Here is a 16,957-nt window from a genome sequence, read left to right on the forward strand (position 1 = left end):
ACTTAATCTCTTATGCTTGTTAAAACCTACTGCGCGGCGGTTAACGGACTTAACGTTACCACTGTTACCGTGGAGGTGAACCTCGTGAAGGGTATGTTATACCATTTCACTGGCCTAGGCGATGAGGCTGTACGCGAAGGGCGCGATCGCATTTCGTCGGCCATTCAATACAATAACATGCGTTTCCCACGGGCCGACATCACCGTAAACATGGCGCCTGCCGACCTTCGTAAGGAGGGCAGCAGCTTCGATTTACCCCTTGCTATTGCTATCTTGGCAGCCGATAGTCAGTTGCCCACCGACAATTTACAACAATATATGATGGTGGGAGAACTCAGTCTCGACGGCACTTTGCAGCCCATAAAGGGTGCTTTGCCCATTGCCATCAGGGCCAGAGCCGAGAAGTTTAAAGGCCTTTTATTGCCCAAAGCCAACGAACGCGAGGCTGCTGTGGTTAACAATCTTGATGTTTACGGTATGGAAAACATCATCGACGTGGTGAATTTTCTTTCGGGTAAGTCGCAATTTCAACCCACTGTTATCGACACGCGCAAAGAGTTTTACGAGCACCAATATCGTTTCGACCTCGATTTTGCCGACGTTCGTGGGCAAGAGAATGTTAAGCGTGCCATGGAAGTGGCGGCAGCTGGTTCGCATAATCTTATTATGGTGGGTCCGCCAGGTTCGGGTAAGTCGATGATGGCAAAGCGTTTGCCCTCTATTTTGCCACCTTTGTCGCTGGGCGAGAGCCTCGAAACCACGCAAATTCATAGTGTTGCGGGTAAACTAGGCAAAGGTATGTCGCTTATTTCGCAGCGCCCATTTCGCGCACCACATCACACCATCTCAGAGGTTGCCCTTGTTGGAGGAGGCACAACGCCTCAGCCTGGCGAAATTTCTTTGGCTCATAATGGCGTTTTGTTTGCCGACGAACTACCTGAGTTTAACAAAACCACCCTCGAAGTGCTTCGCCAGCCGCTCGAAGACCGTAAAATCACTATCTCGCGCGCCAAATACACCATCGAATACCCTTGTTCTTTTATGTTCGTGGCCTCGATGAACCCTTGTCCGTGTGGCTATTATGGCGACCCCACGCACCATTGCGTGTGCATGCCAGGCCAAATTCAGCGGTATATGAACAAGATTAGCGGTCCGCTTCTCGATCGCATCGACATCCAAGTAGAGATAACGCCTGTGCCCTTTAAAGACATTTCGCAGGCCACACAAGGCGAACCCAGTGCCGTTATACGCGAACGTGTGATTAAAGCGCGCCAAATGCAAGAACAGCGGTTTAAGGATGTGAAGGGCGTGTACAGCAATGCACAAATGAGCGAACGCATGATACACCAGTTTGCCGAGCCAGATGCCGAGGGCATAGAACTACTTCGTTCGGCCATGGAACGCCTTAGCTTGTCGGCTAGGGCCTATAATCGCATTTTAAAAGTGGCGCGAACCATCGCCGACCTCGATCAAAGCGATGTTGTTAAACAGCAACACCTTGCCGAAGCCATTAGCTATCGCAACCTTGATAGAGGCGATTGGGCAGAGCGAGGGGTGTAAGTTGTTGTATGAAGGCAGAAAATTGTGCTTCTCTGAAGGCGAAATTTTGCGATTATTGGGAGTAAATTGTGATAAGATAAACCATTTCCTTCGGTTATATCTAACTTACGATGGTTTGTTTCTTTTCCAGGCAATGATGGTTAGGTATGCATTTTATCCTATAGAAAAAGGCGTTTGGGATAAAATAGAAATAGCCCCTAGTTCTGAAGCTTTCTGTACTTCTTTGGAGAATTGGGGGCTTTGATAAACTGATTTGTGTTAGAACCTCGTCAATAAACAATTCGGGATAAACCCGGTCACAGCATTTTAGGCAGGCAATGGCTGTAGATGTTCAGCGTAGCAAGCAGCCATAGCGTTGCATTGTGAGCGTGGGTTTATCCCGAACAGAATTTTATGAGGTTTGGCCTTGCGTCCTTAGCCGTTGTGTGATGACAGCAAAGACATGGCAGGCTAGTTGATGGTTTGCGCTAAGCGCCCCCGTATTGGCCAACAAAATTGTGGCCAGAGGGCAGTGGGTGCAAGCCAATGAGTTTACCATTTGAAAGCCAAGATGCGGGGGTTGATGCTCAAAGACACCCAAGCCCAGTCTTGCCAGCTCTTGCGGTTTCCGCCAAAGATTCTTTCCATTGTTTCGGTTCCAAGCATGGTGGAGTATCCAAGGCTTAGTTTCACGTCTTTTTTGATTTTGTAATCCAGCTGCAAGTCTATTTCAGTTCCCAGTCCTTGCTTCACACCGTCTTGTTTAATGCCCATCATAAAGTAGTGTGCGTTAGCCTTCAAGTCAAGCTTTTCAGAGGGCGTAAAGGTAGCACCCAGTTGAATATCGTGCAAGCCGAGGTTGTAAGAAGGATTACTTGCGTAGAAATAATCCATTGTTCCGTAGAACTTATGGTGTGTGCCGTAGAGCGGATTAAAGGCATTAGCAGTAGTTCCTGTGCCGTCTTCACCACTTAGATAGTCGTAGGCCAGGTTGAATTTCCATTGGTCGTTGGCGATAAAACCAGCGTTAAAACTAGCCATCCAGGCCGACACATTCATGGTTGAACCATCAAGTTTGCCTGTTTGATAATACGCAGATGCCTGCAAGTCGAATCGTTCGGGGCGATAAGTAACGTGAGTTCCCAGGGTTTGCATGTATTTGGTGTCGCCTTCTCCTGTGCCAGCTTCATAGCCGATGTTGGCCAATAAGAGCGACAGTCCTAGTGGGTTTTCGTTGTTGCCATAGTGGTACCACAGGGTTTGCATGTATTTGTAGGGTTGTCCGCCAGTATTGAACTTTGTGCCGAGTTTGTTTTCGTCGTTTTGGTTGTAAGCTAAGATAAGGTGCAGTTTATGCATATCCTTTTCATATCCCAGTTTTAAGGCGTCGTGACTTCTTCCGGCCACGTTCCAATCCAAAGCTCCGAAGATGCGTTCGTCGTCGTAAGAGAGGATTTGTCGTCCCAGTTTAGCGAAGAATCCTTCGCCAAAGCGCAGTTGTCCCCATGCTTCGTTCATCATTATTCGTCCAGCTTTGTCAATCTGTGGGTTAGCGCCCCACACGCCAACTTGTTGCATTGAGATTTTGGCACTCAATCCATCGCCACGTTGATAGCCGATACCCAATCGTGCCCTTTCGTTAATAAACGAAGCCGGTTGAGCCGATTCGCCTCTTAAGGATTGATAACCGTTGCGGTATTCGGCTCTTGCACGAATTTGCGCATCGATATTAATTTCGTTTTCGTCTTGTGCCCACATCATAGAAGGTACAGCGAGCAATGCTAATGCGATAAAAGTTGTTTTCATTGTCAATCTTTTTGGGTTTAGTTATTATTCACGGCAAAAATAAATAAAAACCGATGATCCTGCAAGTAAATGCTTGATAGAGATATAAAAAAGGGCGAAAGTTTTCACTTTCGCCCGAAATCGGCAGGTATCTCTCCCCATTTAGTGGTTTCCCATTTTATTACTTGGGTGTTTACCTGGTGTGTTTGCAGCCATCGTTCGGCCCTTTCGATAACCTGAAAAAGCTCTTCTGTTTTGGCATTTCGTTCCATTTTGGTTTTGCATTTCTTTTTTTGCACCCACAAGATGGCGTTATAGCTGTCTGAATATATCACCTTATCGGTTATTCCGCGTTGTTGCATTAGTGCCAAAGCGTGCACGATGCCTAGAAATTCACCGATGTTGTTGGTGCCATGCACAGGCCCAAAATGAAACACGGTGTAACCCGTTTGAAGGTCTACGCCTTGATATTCCATTGGTCCGGGGTTGCCCGAGCAAGCCGCATCCACAGCCCAGGCGTTGGCTTTTACCTCTAGGGGTAGTGGCAGCACAGTGTCTGTGCGGTTGGATGGCGGGTTAACAAGTTGCGAGCCCATGATTACATTCTCTCAGGAACCTCAATTCCCAATAGCTGCATACCGTTTTTGATGGTTTTAGCCACATTTTTTGCGAGGGTTAGTCGCAGTGTTTTGGCTTCGGCATTTTCAGCGTTGAGTATGCTATATTCGTGGTAGAACTGGTTAAAGTCTTTGGTGAGTTCGTAGCAGTAGTTGGCAATGCCACTAGGGCTATAGTCTTTACCAGCCTGTTCAACCACGCTTTCAAAGCTGTTTAGCTTTTGGATGAGTTGCACTTCTTTTTCGTTGATGGGCAGGTTATCGGCCAGCGTGTTGGTAAGGTCGAAGCCTTCGGCCTCGGCTTTACGCATAATACTGCGTATGCGAGCATAGGTGTATTGAATAAAGGGACCCGTGTTGCCGTTAAAGTCGATGCTTTCTTCGGGGTTGAAGAGCATGTTTTTGCGTGCGTCTACTTTGAGAATGAAGTATTTTAGAGCGCCCAGTCCCACGATGCGCGCAATCTCGTTGCGTTCGTTTTCGGACATATCGGCAAACTTACCCAACTCTTCGCTGGTGCGACGAGCGGCCGAAATCATCTCTTCCATTAGTTCGTCGGCGTCTACAACGGTGCCTTCGCGGCTTTTCATCTTACCGTTTGGCAGTTCCACCATACCGTAAGAGAAGTGTACGAGTTCTTTTCCCCATTTAAAGCCCAGTCTGTCGAGCAGTATAGAGAGCACTTGGAAGTGATAGTTTTGTTCGTTACCCACCACGTAAATCATTTTATCGATGGGGTAATCTTTAAAACGTAGGTCGGCCGTACCGATGTCTTGCGTCATGTAAACGCTAGTGCCGTCGGCTCTAAGCAGCAGTTTTTGGTCAAGTCCTTCATTGCTTAGGTCGGCCCAAACGCTGCCATCATCTTTGCGGAAGAATAGTCCCTTATCTAGTCCTGCTTCCACTTTGGCTTTTCCTTCGAGGTAAGTGTCCGACTCGTAGTATATTTTATCGAAGCTCACGCCCATGGCTTTGTATGTTTCGTTGAAGCCTTGATACACCCAATTGTTCATCATCTGCCACAGTGCGCGCACCTCTTCGTCGCCTTGTTCCCAGCTCACCAGCATGTTGTGAGCCTCTTTCATGAGTGGCGATTCTTCTTTTGCTCGTTTCTCAGCCTCTTCATCGTTCAGGCCTTGAGCTTTGAATTTGGCTGTTAGTTCGGCCAATTCGGCTCGGTAATGTTGGTCGAATGCCACGTAGTAGTCGCCAATAAGGTGGTCGCCTTTCTTTCCTGTGCTTTCGGGTGTGGCGCCATTGCCCCACTTTTTCCAGGCCAGCATCGACTTACAGATGTGAATGCCACGGTCGTTAACGATATTAGTTTTTACAACTCGGTTGCCGTTGGCCTCCATAATTTTAGCGAGCGACCACCCCAATAGGTTGTTGCGCACGTGTCCGAGGTGCAAGGGCTTGTTGGTATTGGGCGAAGAATACTCAATCATCACGAGAGGTGATTGTTCGTTGGCTGTTTTTTGTCCAAATATAGGGTCGCTATCAATGCGGTTAAGCAAGCTAATCCATGCAGCAGGAGCGATGGAGAGGTTAAGAAACCCTTTTACCACGTTGAAGCTTTGCACCACTTTGCAGTGTTGTGCCAAATATTCGCCCAATTGTTGTGCAGTGTCTTCGGGTTTTAGTTTAGACACTTTTAGGAAGGGGAACACCACTAGCGTGAGGTTACCTTCAAATTCGGCCTTAGTTTTTTGCAACTGAACCATTGTTGTAGGCACGTCTTGGCCATAACATTCTTTCACCGCTTTCACCACGGTTGCTATTATCTCGCTTTCAATATTCATGCTGTTCAATTTCTTTATTTTCTGTAAGCGAATGCAAAGGTAGTTATTTTTTTTGGTATTAAGTGGGTTAGTGGGGTTAGTATCATAGGGTTTAAGCGTTAAAATAGTAGGCATTGTGCGCCTTAGCAAGCCAGTTGGAGCTTGCTAAGGGTAGGGTTGTTATGCATCAAAGGCAAGAATTAGCCTTTGCCTATCCTTGCCTTTTACGAGTAGGGTTTGTTATCTGCGCATTCTATCCACCAGTTTTTTAACCATTTCTTTAAACGCTTTTTCGGTTGTTTGTTCGCCCCCTGTGGGTTCGGTGATGGCATGGTCCACGTCCATTGTTATTTTTTTTGCTACAAACACATTGTCGGGCATTTCGGCTTCAAGGATAAGTCCGCCCACATTGGCATAGAGAGGCCCAGCTTCTATGGGGATGTGTTTAGTAAACCAGATGGTGTTTTTGCCGTCTTTGCTTACCGCTTTGGTGCATTCGTAGCCCAAAATTTCTTTCTTTTCGTTGGTTTTCACGTCGAACGTGTCGCTTTTTAAGGGGTCTACCAACAAGTATTTTTTACCCATCAGGTCAACCTTATTCACTGATTTTTTAGTGTCTCGGTTAAAATAGGTGATGTTTTGCAGCTGCGTTTTCACCATATCGTTACCGTCTATGGTTTGTCCCATGAAGGTAAAGGTTTGAGGTTCTTTAGCAGTTTGCACGCGTCCTTCAACCTGTGGCCCATCTACATAGGTGATGTAAACGGCCTTTACGTTAGCCATTGCGGCGATAAGTGCGTGTCGCATTTCATCGGGCAGACCAGCATCTTTCATTGCATCTGGCGAGTTGGCGTTAATTTTCGATTCGTATTCCACGGTTAGTTTTTGTGCACTAACCATCAAGGGCATGGTGGCCATCAACAAAGAGGCCAGTGATAATAGCAATCTTTTCATGTGTTTAATTGTTAAATTGACGAATAAAAGTATATGTTTGATTTATGTTTAGAATGTAACCATTGCGCCAACCATAACGTTTCCAGGCATGTAATGTATGTTGCGTGTGCCCGTGAAATAGTTATCTACGATGCGTTCTTGCATCAATCGTTGTTTCAGGTTAAGCATATCTTGTGCCACGAGTCTTAGTCGCAGGTGTTTGTTGAGGTCGTATTCCATTGCAAGGCGCAATGCGGTGTAGCCCAAGTTTGTGCCATTAACCTTGCGCCAGCGTTGTCCTGCGCTGATTGTGGCTTGCCATTTGTTGGCGATGTAGCCCAGTTCGGCACTCAGCAGATAGTCGTTTTGGCGCGAATTAAGCATATCGCTCTTGCTATTTGCCCATGCAGCACCAGCCAACAGTTCGCCATTAAAACCCCGTTTGTAGAAGGTTTTAAGTCGAAGATTGAGGTTTAGTGCGTTGCTGTTGGATGTTTGTGCCATCCCTTGATAGAAAAAGGGCGAGCGGGCTAGGCTTATAACGCCATAAAGGCGAATGTTGAGCGGTATGCTTATCATCTTTTTTTCAATCATAGAAGATGCCGTCAGCGCCTTACCCCCACTGGCGTTGCGACTAATAGCTCGCGAAATCATTGGGTTTAGCATGCTGTAATCGTAAGTAAGGGCGTTGTGATTGTAGCTAAGTGCAATCATATTAAAGAGTGTGATGCCCTTTAAGAAGTTGCCATAGGCTTGCATGGCGGAGAGTTCGGTGGTGTGTGCCAGTATATTATCTATTTGCGAAAAGTTCATGCGTTTAAAATCGGCGATGTAAGGGCCGTCGAACAAGGTGTTTTGATTCATGGGTTGGTAGGTGCTTTTAAGTCTTAGTTCTATGTAATGCATCATGCTGGCGCGATAGGTGATGTTAAACAGCGGTGCAAGAGCTATCTTTGGCGACACATTTAGTTTTAACAGTTGCGACGAACGAATGTTGAAAAGATGGAAAACCCCACCAAGGCCAAACCTAAACTTCCCCTGGTCTTTGTTCAAACTCAGTTCTGCGCCATTGTCGTTAAAGCGTAGAGGCTTTTCTATAAATGGGTTGTTGGTGCCTAAGCTGTCGCCTTTAATCGTGGTTGAGAATGTTTGTAGCTTGTGGCGTAAGGCAAGGCGCACGAAGTAATCGTGTGCAAATCGGCGTACATACTGTGCCGAACCCGCAAACTCAAGTCGGTTAATCTTCATTTCTGAGCGTAAGTGGGGTGCGAACAGGGGCGAAGCATTGCGCGTGTTAAAGCGATAGAGGTGGTTGTTAATCAATAAATTGAGGTCGGCATGATAGCTAAACACGTTTTTACCGTGTCGGTAAAGCCAGGTAAGTGTATTGTTGATGGTGGCCAGTTTGCCTTTTGTGAGTTCATCGATGTCAAGACCTTGCAGCATTCGGTCGGTGTTTCCGTTGGTTTTACCCAAGTAGCTTCGGTTGCTAAGCATCAATTCCATATTCTTTTGGTTAGAAAATTTCAACTTAATGTTGGATAAGAAGTGTTGTTTGCTTTGCTGTTCGTGGGTAGAATCGGTGTAGGTAAGTCCGCCAAGATATTCGTATTGGTCGATACTTTTAATGCGATAGCAGTCGGCTCCCACAATACCGTTCCACAAAATTTTTAGGTTTTTGATGGGCGAAGCCACGGTGTTAACCGAAGCCAGTCCGTTATTTCTTCGGTAAATATTTTCTCGATAGTCTAGCATCATGGCGTAATCGTCGAAGGTTTTGCGTATGCTCGTCATGGGGTCGTCGGTAGAAAGCATTTCGTTGTATCCACCATTGATATTCACAATATCGGTTGGTTTCATTGTTTGTTCGCCAGTATTATTGCCAGCCACAATAATATTGGTCATCATTCGTTTGCCAAGACGCATGCCCGAGCCTCTTGCGTTAGCCTTATTAAGCAGTCCGCCTAGTGCTTCGGCTTGTCCTCTAAGTCGTCCGTGCATGCTTTTGTTCATTGAAAGGTCAACAACGGTTTGGTTGCTGCTTTGAAAACCCGAGAACACATTGTACTCCGAATAATTGTCGATAACTTTAAAATGTTCCACACCTGCAGCTGGAAGGTTTTCCATTGGCGTAGACACATTGCCTTGATAGAGGTCTTCGCCCTGCACTAGCACCTTGCTTACGCGTTTCCCGTTAACGGTTAGTGTGTTTTCTTTTTCATCGTAGCGCACGCCAGGCAGATTATTTACCACCTCTTTCAGCGTTTTTTCGCGGTCAGTTGAAAAGCGCGCCATGAAGTAAGTTGTGGTATCTCCGTTTACCAAAATGGGGCTAGACTTCACCTCGATGCCTTTAAGATTGATGGCTTCCGACTTCAATTCGAAGTCTAGTTGCATCAATGTTGTTCCAAAAAGAAAAGCTTTCTTAGATTGCGACACATGCCCCATGGCCTTTGCTTCAACCCTAACTTGTCCGCTAGGCACGTTTTCTGCACGATATTTACCATGCTCGTTGCAGGCCAATGATTGCCATGGCTTGTCGTCTTTGTCGTAAATCACAATCGTGCAGCGCGCGTTCGGACTTAGCGAATCGGTTTTTACAGTTCCTTCAAGTGTGTTTTGGGCGTGCAAAGTGGTTACAAAGCACAGCGTAAACAGTGCGAAAAACATTCGTGAGGCTAGAATTTGTGCCACCCACTGCGTCATTGTTGACCGAGTAAAGACTGCTTTTTTGTACATAATTAGGTGTTTGAAGATATTATGCAAAGTTAGAAAAAAAAACAAAGATGTATATTCTAGACTTGAAAAAAAAACTTAATGGTAAACAAAAGCGCATTGAAAACAATGTGGCATAGCAGGCTATTGTTTTGCCACAGCTACAGAACACGGCATATAAATTTTGCCCAATAGGATAAATAGCGTAACTTTGCACATTATATATATAATAAAACATTAAAGGACGACAAGCCAACACCATGGCCCTAAGCCCCAAACCACAAACTCTCCATAAGGATATGAACAACATCAAGAAAGATTTTGCAGCGCTTTTGCTTCAGGTTAATGCCATTAAGTTGCAACCCAACGAACCCTTTACATGGGCATCGGGATGGAAATCGCCTTTCTATTGCGACAACCGCCGTACGCTATCGTTCCCCCAATTGCGCAATTTTATTAAGGTGGAACTTACACATCACATTCTAGAACATTTCCCCGAGGTGGAGGCTGTGGCTGGTGTTGCCACTGGAGCAATTGCTCAAGGCGCACTGGTGGCCGACTCATTGCAGTTGCCTTTTGTGTATGTAAGAAGCAAACCCAAAGACCACGGACTGGAAAACCTCATTGAGGGCGAATTGAAACCCGGACAAAAGGTGGTTGTTGTTGAAGACCTCATCTCTACAGGTGGCAGTAGCTTGAAGGCTGTAGAGGCCATTCGAAAAGCTGGTTGCGAAGTGGTGGGCATGGTGGCTGCCTATACTTACGGCTTCCCCGTGGCCGAAAAGGCTTTTGAAGAGGCCAATGTACCCCTGATTACGCTCACCAATTACGAGCACGTGGTGCAGGTTGCACTCGAAACAGGATATATCTCGCAAAATGATTTGGCGCTGCTTGACAGCTGGCGACAGAACCCTGCTGAGTGGAATCCTAATAAATAAACAAACAACCACCCCACAACCGGCCTCACCCCCAGCCCCTCTCCAAGGGGAGAGGGGAGTGAAATGCGTTGCCGCTACACTGCATAATTTTATCTCTAACATTGTAATAGCACTGCATATTCTTATCTCTAACATTCGCGCATGGAGAAAGCCCATGTGTCGTTGAATTGTAATAGCACTGCATATTACTCCCCTCTCCCCTTGGAGAGGGGCTGGGGGTGAGGCCGGTTGTGGGGTGGAACAGGTCAGTTGTGAGTTGGTTGCTAGTCCTTTTCATTCATTATTTAAACCCTACACATGTCTACATTCGAAAGTAGTATCCGACAAATACCCTATAAGCAAGAGGCTGTGTTCAACATGCTGAGCGATTTATCGAACATTGAGCGCGTAAAAGACAAACTGCCAGAAGACAAATTGGAACAGATGACCTTCGACAGCGACTCGATTTCGGTAACCGTTAACCCCGTTGGACTCATTAAACTGCGCATCGTAGACCGCGATGCACCCAAGTGTATCAAGTTCGAAACGGCCACTTCGCCCGTGCCTTTCAATCTCTGGATACAGGTTGTGCCCAATGGCGACAATGCTTGTAAAATGAAACTCACCATCAAAGCCGAACTCAACCCCTTTATTAAGGGTATGGTGAAAAAACCTTTGACCGAAGGGTTGGAGAAAATGGCCGACTTGCTGCAGGTGATAAAGTACGAGTGAGAAGCCAATCCAAGTTTATAATACAATTGTTTATTACATCCATCAGCCTTACAACCGCATTGCATACCACTCTTCTCTCCCCTTGGAGAGAGATTGGGGTGAGGCTTTTTAGTCGTCTGCTTATGCCTAAACCAACGTTCCCAACATTGTTCTTGGTCATGCTTTTGCCCTTGGCTTTCGCCCTATTAAGCTCGTGCGGACAGGTTGAGAACGAGTTTTCTAATCGTCGCGCTTATTTTGTGTTCGATAATCAGGTGCACAACAACTTTGTGTTGGCTTCGGCAATGACTCCTCATAGCAATGTTTTTGTAAGCGTGAGCATGCAAACGCGCTACACAGGGCAAAATAGCTATGCTGAATTAATGTTTGTTGCCAATGGCGGAACTACGCAACAAGCATCTAAAATCACCGCAGCCGACCAAAGTAGAGGCATGGTTCTAGGCATGAACAATGGTCTGATTGTGGGTTATGGCCTGCTTTCAGACCCGCCAATCCTTTACGCCTACGACCTGCAATGCCCCAATTGCTTCTCGGCAACGGCTGTTCCGCGACGTAGCTTCGCGCTAACGGTGCAGGCCAATGGCTTTGCCACGTGTGCCAATTGTCATCGCAAATACAATCTTTCGACGGGTGGAAACGTGGCCGAAGGTGCTCAAGGTAGCAAATTGGTGCGTTATCGAGCCTCTACTACTGGCCCTTATGGCGTGTTGGCGGTGAATTAACGCATGCCAACTGTTGCTACCACCATATTTATAGATTATTCTATAGAACTTATCTAACTATCCCTACTTGTCTGTCTTAATTGACCATCACACAACGAGGTCATCCTCTAAAATCAGAACCAATGAACAATTTCACCCTCTTCTTTATGTGCGACATGGTTTGGGTGTCGCTCCTGGCCATCATCTATGCCACTTACGCCTTGCTGTCTAAACCCAAAGGGGATAAGGCCGTGCGCCTAACCATTGGTTTTGCTTTTGCTTATTATCTGGTGTTTTTCTTGCTCTCGTTTGCTACAAGCATAGCCACGGCCAAGGGCTTGTTTCTACTTGCACTCCTTCCTTTGTCTGCTTTGTGGTTTGCCTTTGCCCCTTATCGCAAAAGTAGGCGCATAAAACTTGTCGCATTGATATTGGCTGCACTCTATTGTGCATTTTATGGCCTTGTAATCCTGTTGCACGGCATGTCGAATATGTAGCATTTTATGGCGCAAACCTCAACAAAAGTGGCGTTTTATTTTGCATTGTGCGTCTTTTAACGTACCTTTGCACCACATTCATTTAGGGCTTCCATAGTTCAATGGATAGAACGTAGGTTTCCTAAACCTTTGATCCGGGTTCGATTCCCGGTGGAAGTACAAAGGGCGAGCAAACTCTTTAAAGATGAAGTTCTGCTAAAGGTTTCTCCCTTTGGTCTCTCTTCAAGCAGAGAATTAGCCAAATGCCTTGCCATCCTGATGCAAATAAGGGGTGGCAAGGCATTGTTTTTTCTTGTTTCAACGTAGCGAAAACACCCGTTCTTTGTGTCTTCATTCATACGCTTTAGGTGGCGAAATACTGCCACGCTCTACATTGAGCAAAAACGCTTTCTTTTTCAGTCCGCCCGCATAGCCTGTTAGCGCGCCATTTGCGCCTATTACACGGTGACAAGGTATGATTATGCTGATGGGATTGCTTCCCACTGCTTGTCCCACTGCTTGAGCCGACATGCGCCCCGAGGCGTTTTGTTTGGCTAGGTGTGCGGCCAAAGCGCCGTAGGTAGTGGTTTGGGCGTGGGGTATGGCCAGCAATTGTTGCCAAACGGCTTGCTGAAAGGCTGTGCCCTGAGGCCGAAGGGGTGGGCGATTACCTGGGTCTTGACCTCCAAAATAGCGTGCGAGCCACGTTTGCACTTCTTTAAACAGGGGCAATTGGGGGGCTTCGTGCCATGCCACCGTGGTTGTATGCACCGCTTTTGTGTCTTCAAAATGCAGCGCGGTGAGTGCTTCGCCATCGCTTTCAAGGCGCAATGTGCCTAGGGGCGAAGGCACATCAAGATAGAATCGGCTTGTTTGTGCCTTGTTAATGGGCTGTTGTTGCATGTTGCTTTGGGGTATTGTGGGGTGTTGCTCGCCCTGTAATGTTGGTTGTATGCTGTTGTGTTGCATAAGTAAAGTTTATCCACAAGATTTTTTCTAAATTGTTAGGGGCTGTTTTGTGGCTTTACATTCGCTGTATAGCCACAAAACAGCCCCATGTTATTTATTGTGCTTGTTGGGTTTAGCCCCAATCAAGTTGTTCTGGCAAGTAAAGATTTCACGACCTAGGGCCTAATGCTCCACTTCCACCCTGAAAGTGGAAGCAGGCAGTGCGTCGCCGTTCACCAAATTGGCCCGTGTAAAGGGCTGCCATGCATAGCGCACAAAAGCAGGATGGGCCACTTGTGGACACTTCAGCCTAACCTCTTCGTTGTGAATGGTGGCTTCGGCAGGGTAGAACACCTCGTCGTAGCCAGCCACTTCGAATGTGCGAGGCGCTTGGCCATCGGCAGTTTTCAGTTTGTTAGCCCAATTAAAGTACACGCACACCTCGCCATCATTCTGCACAACGGCACGTTGCACGTTGGGTCCGCAGGGTGTAAGCTGTTTGAAATCGTACTGATGATAAAGGGCGAGGTTGGCCAATCGTTTGCCGATAGGGTATTTTTTGCGTGGATGCACATCGAGCGAGTCGCCCACATCGCTGCTCACGGCCATGTAAACATAGGGCAGGGTGTTGGCCATCTGTCGCTGACTATTGCGGAACCACGGCCACGAAGGGCGGTTGATGCTAGACAATTGCACCATGTAGACAGGCAATTGGGCGTTGTTCCAATTGGTTCGCCACGAGTTTAGCAAAAGCGAGAATAAGCGTTCGTGTATCTCCATGTTTTCGGCATTCGACTCGCCTTGATACCATATAACGCCATTGATGGGGTATTGGGCAAGCGGTCGGATGGCAGCATCGAAGAGATAGGTGGGCTGATAGGGGTGCATTTGCAACTTATCTGTAGCTTTGGCGATGTTTTTTCGCATGCGTTGCACCACCCATGGCATCACCATCACATTGTCTTTAAAGCGGTCGTTCAGCAGTTCGGGGTATTCGTCTTCAAGCGTTTGGCGGTCAATCCACGATTCGGTAGTGCTTCCGCCCACAGCATTAACAATAATACCGATGGGAATGTTCAGCATTTGGCGCAGGCTTTTAGCAAAATAATAAGCCACGGCCGACACGCCGCCCATGTTCTTAGATGTGGCTTGTTGCCAGCCATTGCAGCGCATATACTGCAGGTTATTGGTAGAGTCGAGTGCTTGTTGCGACCATTCGGTGTTGTCGGTATCCCATCTTGGCACCATGTTAAGCACGCGCAGGTTGGGGTCGTCTGCTATTGCGAGCGCCTCTTTGCCCTGTTCGTCGCTGGCTAAGGGGAAGGCCATGTTGCTTTGTCCCGAGCAGAGCCACACCTCTCCGGCCACAATATTTTTAAATTTGAGTGTTCGTTTTTCGCTTGTTACGGTGAGGGTGTAGGTTTTTCCCATGCGTGGAGCGGCAAAGAGCAAGCGCCATGTGCCATCGTTTTTGGTCACGGTGCTGGTTTTGTCGTTGCCAAACGAGCCCGTAACCACTTGTCCGGCGTTGGCTGTGCCATACACTTCAAAGTTGCGTTCGCGTCTCACCACCATGTTATCCGAGAACACCATTGGCATTTTCAGTCCGCCATAGTTGCCTGTTAGTGCTTGGTAAACCACGCGTGCCAGCACGCCAGCGCCAGCTTTGTTGGGATGCAGCCCGTCGGGAAGCATTTGTGGATAGGGCAACAGCGGATTGTAAAAGTCGATAAGATGTGCGCCAGTGCTTTTAGCCACGCGCACGATAGAAGCCTGGATGAGCTTATGCCAATCGCGTGTGCCAGCCACAAAGCGGTGATGGCGGTGAGATATGGGGCTCATCTTGGCGATGTAGAACTTGGCATTGGGGTTGGCGTCTTTAAAGGTGCGAATAAGTGCGATGTAGTCTTTGGTAAAGTCGTCTCTGAAAAACGGCCAGTTGCGTGGGTCGGTGTCGTTGATGCCTAGGTGTATCACCACTATATCGGGTTTGAAAGCCAGTGCGTTTTTGTAGGCTTCTTGCTGTATATAGGGGCGATGTCCGCGCGAAAGGAGGGTTGCACCTGAGTGCCCAAAGTTGCGCACGTTATAATTTTGACCCAATAGTGTTTGCAATTGGGCTGGATAAGATTCGGTTGCGGGGTTCGAAAGCCCGTAGCCGTAAGTGATGCTGTTGCCAACGCAGGCCACGCGAAGCGGTTCAGCGGCGAAACTTGCTAAGGCAAGGGCGAATAATAAAAGGGTGATGAGGGGGCTTCGCATTGTTTAAAAATAAAAGAACTTTTAAAGGGGAAAGGGTGAAAAAGGAGTAAAGTAGTAAGTAGTAAAGTACTACTTACTACTTACTACTTACTACTTTCTACTTTCTACTTCCTCCTTTCTCCTTTCCTACTCAAAGTTTAAATCTTATCGTATTCCAAGTGGAAGTTCACCACGGCCTCGATACCTTTGCGGAACATGCTTAGGGGCATGTTTTCGTTAGGCGAGTGGATGGCGTTAGACTCTAGGCCGAAGCCCATGAGGATGGTTTTAACACCCAGAATGCGTTCGAAGGTAGAGATGATGGGGATGCTTCCGCCCAAGCGAACGGCCAACGGACGCTTGCCAAACACCATTTCTACGCCACGTTCGGCAGCTTGATAAGCAGGCAGGTCGATGGGGCAAACATAACCCTGACCACCATGGAGGTACTTGATATCTACCTTCACCGATTTGGGGGCAACGCGTTTGAAATAGTCTACCACCAATTGGGCCACCTCTTGATAGTCTTGATTGGGCACCAGTCGGCACGATAGTTTGGCGTAAGCCTTAGAGGGGATAACCGTTTTAGCACCATCGCCCGTGTAGCCACCCCAAATACCGCACACGTCGAACGAGGGACGCAGACCCGTGCGCTCAAGCGTGGTGTAGCCTTTCTCACCAAATAGGTCGTCTACCTCAATAGATTTCTTGTAGACTTCCAAATCGAGCGGAATGCTTGCAAGCATCTTGCGTTCGTCGTCGCTGGCCTCTTCCACCTTGTCGTAGAAGCCAGGGAAAAGAATTTTTCCATCCTCGTTGGTTACGTCGGCAATGAGTTTGCACAGCACGTTGATGGGGTTGGCAATGGCGCCACCATAATGTCCTGAGTGAACATCGCGGTTGGGGCCAGTTACTTCAATCTGCCAGTAGGCAATACCGCGTAGACCAGTGGTGAGTGTAGGAATGTCTTCGCCAATCATACTGGTGTCCGACACCAGGATAACGTCGCATTTTAGCAGTTCTTTATGCTTCTCGATGAAAGCGCCCAGACTGGGTGAGCCCACCTCTTCTTCGCCTTCAAGGATGAATTTGATGTTATGTTTCAGCAAGTTGTTTTTCACAACATACTCGAAAGCCTTAGCTTGAATAAACGATTGACCTTTATCGTCGTCGGCACCACGCGCCCAAATATGTCCGTCGCGCACCTCAGCTTCAAAGGGTTCGCTCTTCCATAGTTCGAAAGGTTCGGCGGGCATCACGTCGTAATGGCCGTAGATGAGCACTGTTTTAGCATTGGGGTCAACAATCTTTTCGCCGTAAACCATGGGGTTGCCATCCGAAGGCATCACCTCGGCGCGGTCTACACCCGCCATCAATAGTAGTTCTTTCCATCTTTCGGCGCAGCGTAGCATGTCGGGTTTGTGCGCTTGTTGTGCGCTAACACTGGGTATGCGGATAAGGCTGAACAGCTCATCGAGCATACGTTCTTCGTTCTCTTGAATATACTTCTTTATCATCTTACAATTAATTTTTGGGATAATATTGTTAGGTTATGTATTGTTTTTACAAGTAGTG

The 16,957-nt window shown here is 47.3% G+C and carries 13 protein-coding genes and 1 tRNA gene; 6 read left to right on the plus strand and 8 right to left on the minus strand.

Translation table 11 applies throughout. From position 1 onward, the window contains the following. Nucleotides 1–12: 12 nt before the first annotated feature. On the plus strand, nucleotides 13–1,560 hold the full coding sequence (locus tag QME03_RS04480) for a YifB family Mg chelatase-like AAA ATPase (RefSeq protein WP_281723603.1): 1,548 nt from the start codon (nucleotides 13–15) through the stop codon (nucleotides 1,558–1,560). Nucleotides 1,561–2,091: 531 nt separating this feature from the next. On the opposite strand, the gene QME03_RS04485 is transcribed toward QME03_RS04480, so the two are convergent. The 5 genes from QME03_RS04485 to QME03_RS04505 all read right to left on the minus strand — a co-directional run bounded on the left by QME03_RS04485 (nucleotide 2,092) and on the right by QME03_RS04505 (nucleotide 9,391). After that, nucleotides 2,092–3,345 (minus strand): alginate export family protein, encoded by a 1,254-nt coding sequence (locus tag QME03_RS04485; protein ID WP_273112886.1) that lies wholly within the window; start codon nucleotides 3,343–3,345, stop codon nucleotides 2,092–2,094. Nucleotides 3,346–3,449: 104 nt separating this feature from the next. Further along, the gene (locus QME03_RS04490; RefSeq protein WP_281723604.1) at nucleotides 3,450–3,920 is read right to left on the minus strand and encodes an RNase H family protein; all 471 of its coding nucleotides are present in this window, start codon (nucleotides 3,918–3,920) and stop codon (nucleotides 3,450–3,452) included. Nucleotides 3,921–3,922: 2 nt separating this feature from the next. Further along, on the minus strand, nucleotides 3,923–5,740 hold the full coding sequence (gene argS / locus QME03_RS04495) for an arginine--tRNA ligase (RefSeq protein WP_281723605.1): 1,818 nt from the start codon (nucleotides 5,738–5,740) through the stop codon (nucleotides 3,923–3,925). 219 nt (nucleotides 5,741–5,959) lie between these two features. Then, the gene (locus tag QME03_RS04500) at nucleotides 5,960–6,673 is read right to left on the minus strand and encodes a GLPGLI family protein (RefSeq protein WP_281723606.1); all 714 of its coding nucleotides are present in this window, start codon (nucleotides 6,671–6,673) and stop codon (nucleotides 5,960–5,962) included. A 48-nt stretch (nucleotides 6,674–6,721) separates the two neighbouring features. Beyond that, nucleotides 6,722–9,391: a carboxypeptidase-like regulatory domain-containing protein gene (locus QME03_RS04505; RefSeq protein WP_281723607.1), complete on the minus strand. Its 2,670-nt coding sequence runs from the start codon at nucleotides 9,389–9,391 to the stop codon at nucleotides 6,722–6,724. Nucleotides 9,392–9,666: 275 nt separating this feature from the next. On the opposite strand from QME03_RS04505, the gene pyrE reads away from it, so the two are divergent. From pyrE to QME03_RS04530, 5 genes are all read left to right on the plus strand, one after another. Next, entirely contained in the window at nucleotides 9,667–10,305 is a 639-nt protein-coding gene (gene pyrE, locus QME03_RS04510) for an orotate phosphoribosyltransferase (protein WP_025815803.1), read from the plus strand. A 297-nt stretch (nucleotides 10,306–10,602) separates the two neighbouring features. Next, the gene (locus QME03_RS04515; RefSeq protein ID WP_025815804.1) at nucleotides 10,603–11,016 is read left to right on the plus strand and encodes an SRPBCC family protein; all 414 of its coding nucleotides are present in this window, start codon (nucleotides 10,603–10,605) and stop codon (nucleotides 11,014–11,016) included. Between the two features lie 122 nt (nucleotides 11,017–11,138). Further along, nucleotides 11,139–11,738, plus strand: coding sequence for a hypothetical protein (locus QME03_RS04520; protein ID WP_281723608.1), 600 nt, complete (start codon nucleotides 11,139–11,141; stop codon nucleotides 11,736–11,738). Nucleotides 11,739–11,860: 122 nt separating this feature from the next. Further along, the gene (locus QME03_RS04525; RefSeq protein ID WP_281723609.1) at nucleotides 11,861–12,214 is read left to right on the plus strand and encodes a hypothetical protein; all 354 of its coding nucleotides are present in this window, start codon (nucleotides 11,861–11,863) and stop codon (nucleotides 12,212–12,214) included. Nucleotides 12,215–12,301: 87 nt separating this feature from the next. After that, a tRNA-Arg gene (locus QME03_RS04530) sits at nucleotides 12,302–12,373 on the plus strand. 171 nt (nucleotides 12,374–12,544) lie between these two features. Here the strand turns inward: QME03_RS04530 and QME03_RS04535 are convergent. The 3 genes from QME03_RS04535 to QME03_RS04545 form a co-directional block, all read right to left on the minus strand. Continuing rightward, nucleotides 12,545–13,162 carry a methylated-DNA--[protein]-cysteine S-methyltransferase gene (locus QME03_RS04535; protein ID WP_462675813.1) on the minus strand — a complete coding sequence of 206 codons (618 nt, stop codon included), beginning with the start codon at nucleotides 13,160–13,162 and terminating at the stop codon, nucleotides 12,545–12,547. Nucleotides 13,163–13,324: 162 nt separating this feature from the next. Then, nucleotides 13,325–15,403: a GDSL-type esterase/lipase family protein gene (locus QME03_RS04540; protein ID WP_281723610.1), complete on the minus strand. Its 2,079-nt coding sequence runs from the start codon at nucleotides 15,401–15,403 to the stop codon at nucleotides 13,325–13,327. A 137-nt stretch (nucleotides 15,404–15,540) separates the two neighbouring features. Continuing rightward, nucleotides 15,541–16,899, minus strand: coding sequence for a dipeptidase (locus tag QME03_RS04545; protein WP_281723611.1), 1,359 nt, complete (start codon nucleotides 16,897–16,899; stop codon nucleotides 15,541–15,543). Between the last annotated feature and the right edge of the window lie 58 nt (nucleotides 16,900–16,957).

Source organism: Hoylesella shahii (assembly GCF_937990675.1).
GTDB classification, from domain to species: domain Bacteria; phylum Bacteroidota; class Bacteroidia; order Bacteroidales; family Bacteroidaceae; genus Prevotella; species Prevotella shahii.

Excerpts from the sequence above, each read along its gene's own strand:
- QME03_RS04535 (WP_462675813.1), bottom strand. The coding sequence starts at position 13,162 with ATGCAACACAACAGCATACAACCAACATTACAGGGCGAGCAACACCCC.
- QME03_RS04525 (WP_281723609.1), top strand. The coding sequence starts at position 11,861 with ATGAACAATTTCACCCTCTTCTTTATGTGCGACATGGTTTGGGTGTCG.
- QME03_RS04520 (WP_281723608.1), top strand. The coding sequence starts at position 11,139 with ATGCCTAAACCAACGTTCCCAACATTGTTCTTGGTCATGCTTTTGCCC.
- QME03_RS04480 (WP_281723603.1), top strand. The coding sequence starts at position 13 with ATGCTTGTTAAAACCTACTGCGCGGCGGTTAACGGACTTAACGTTACC.
- QME03_RS04490 (WP_281723604.1), bottom strand. The coding sequence starts at position 3,920 with ATGGGCTCGCAACTTGTTAACCCGCCATCCAACCGCACAGACACTGTG.
- argS (WP_281723605.1), bottom strand. The coding sequence starts at position 5,740 with ATGAATATTGAAAGCGAGATAATAGCAACCGTGGTGAAAGCGGTGAAA.
- QME03_RS04505 (WP_281723607.1), bottom strand. The coding sequence starts at position 9,391 with ATGTACAAAAAAGCAGTCTTTACTCGGTCAACAATGACGCAGTGGGTG.
- QME03_RS04540 (WP_281723610.1), bottom strand. The coding sequence starts at position 15,403 with ATGCGAAGCCCCCTCATCACCCTTTTATTATTCGCCCTTGCCTTAGCA.
- QME03_RS04500 (WP_281723606.1), bottom strand. The coding sequence starts at position 6,673 with ATGAAAAGATTGCTATTATCACTGGCCTCTTTGTTGATGGCCACCATG.
- QME03_RS04485 (WP_273112886.1), bottom strand. The coding sequence starts at position 3,345 with ATGAAAACAACTTTTATCGCATTAGCATTGCTCGCTGTACCTTCTATG.
- QME03_RS04545 (WP_281723611.1), bottom strand. The coding sequence starts at position 16,899 with ATGATAAAGAAGTATATTCAAGAGAACGAAGAACGTATGCTCGATGAG.
- pyrE (WP_025815803.1), top strand. The coding sequence starts at position 9,667 with ATGAACAACATCAAGAAAGATTTTGCAGCGCTTTTGCTTCAGGTTAAT.
- QME03_RS04515 (WP_025815804.1), top strand. The coding sequence starts at position 10,603 with ATGTCTACATTCGAAAGTAGTATCCGACAAATACCCTATAAGCAAGAG.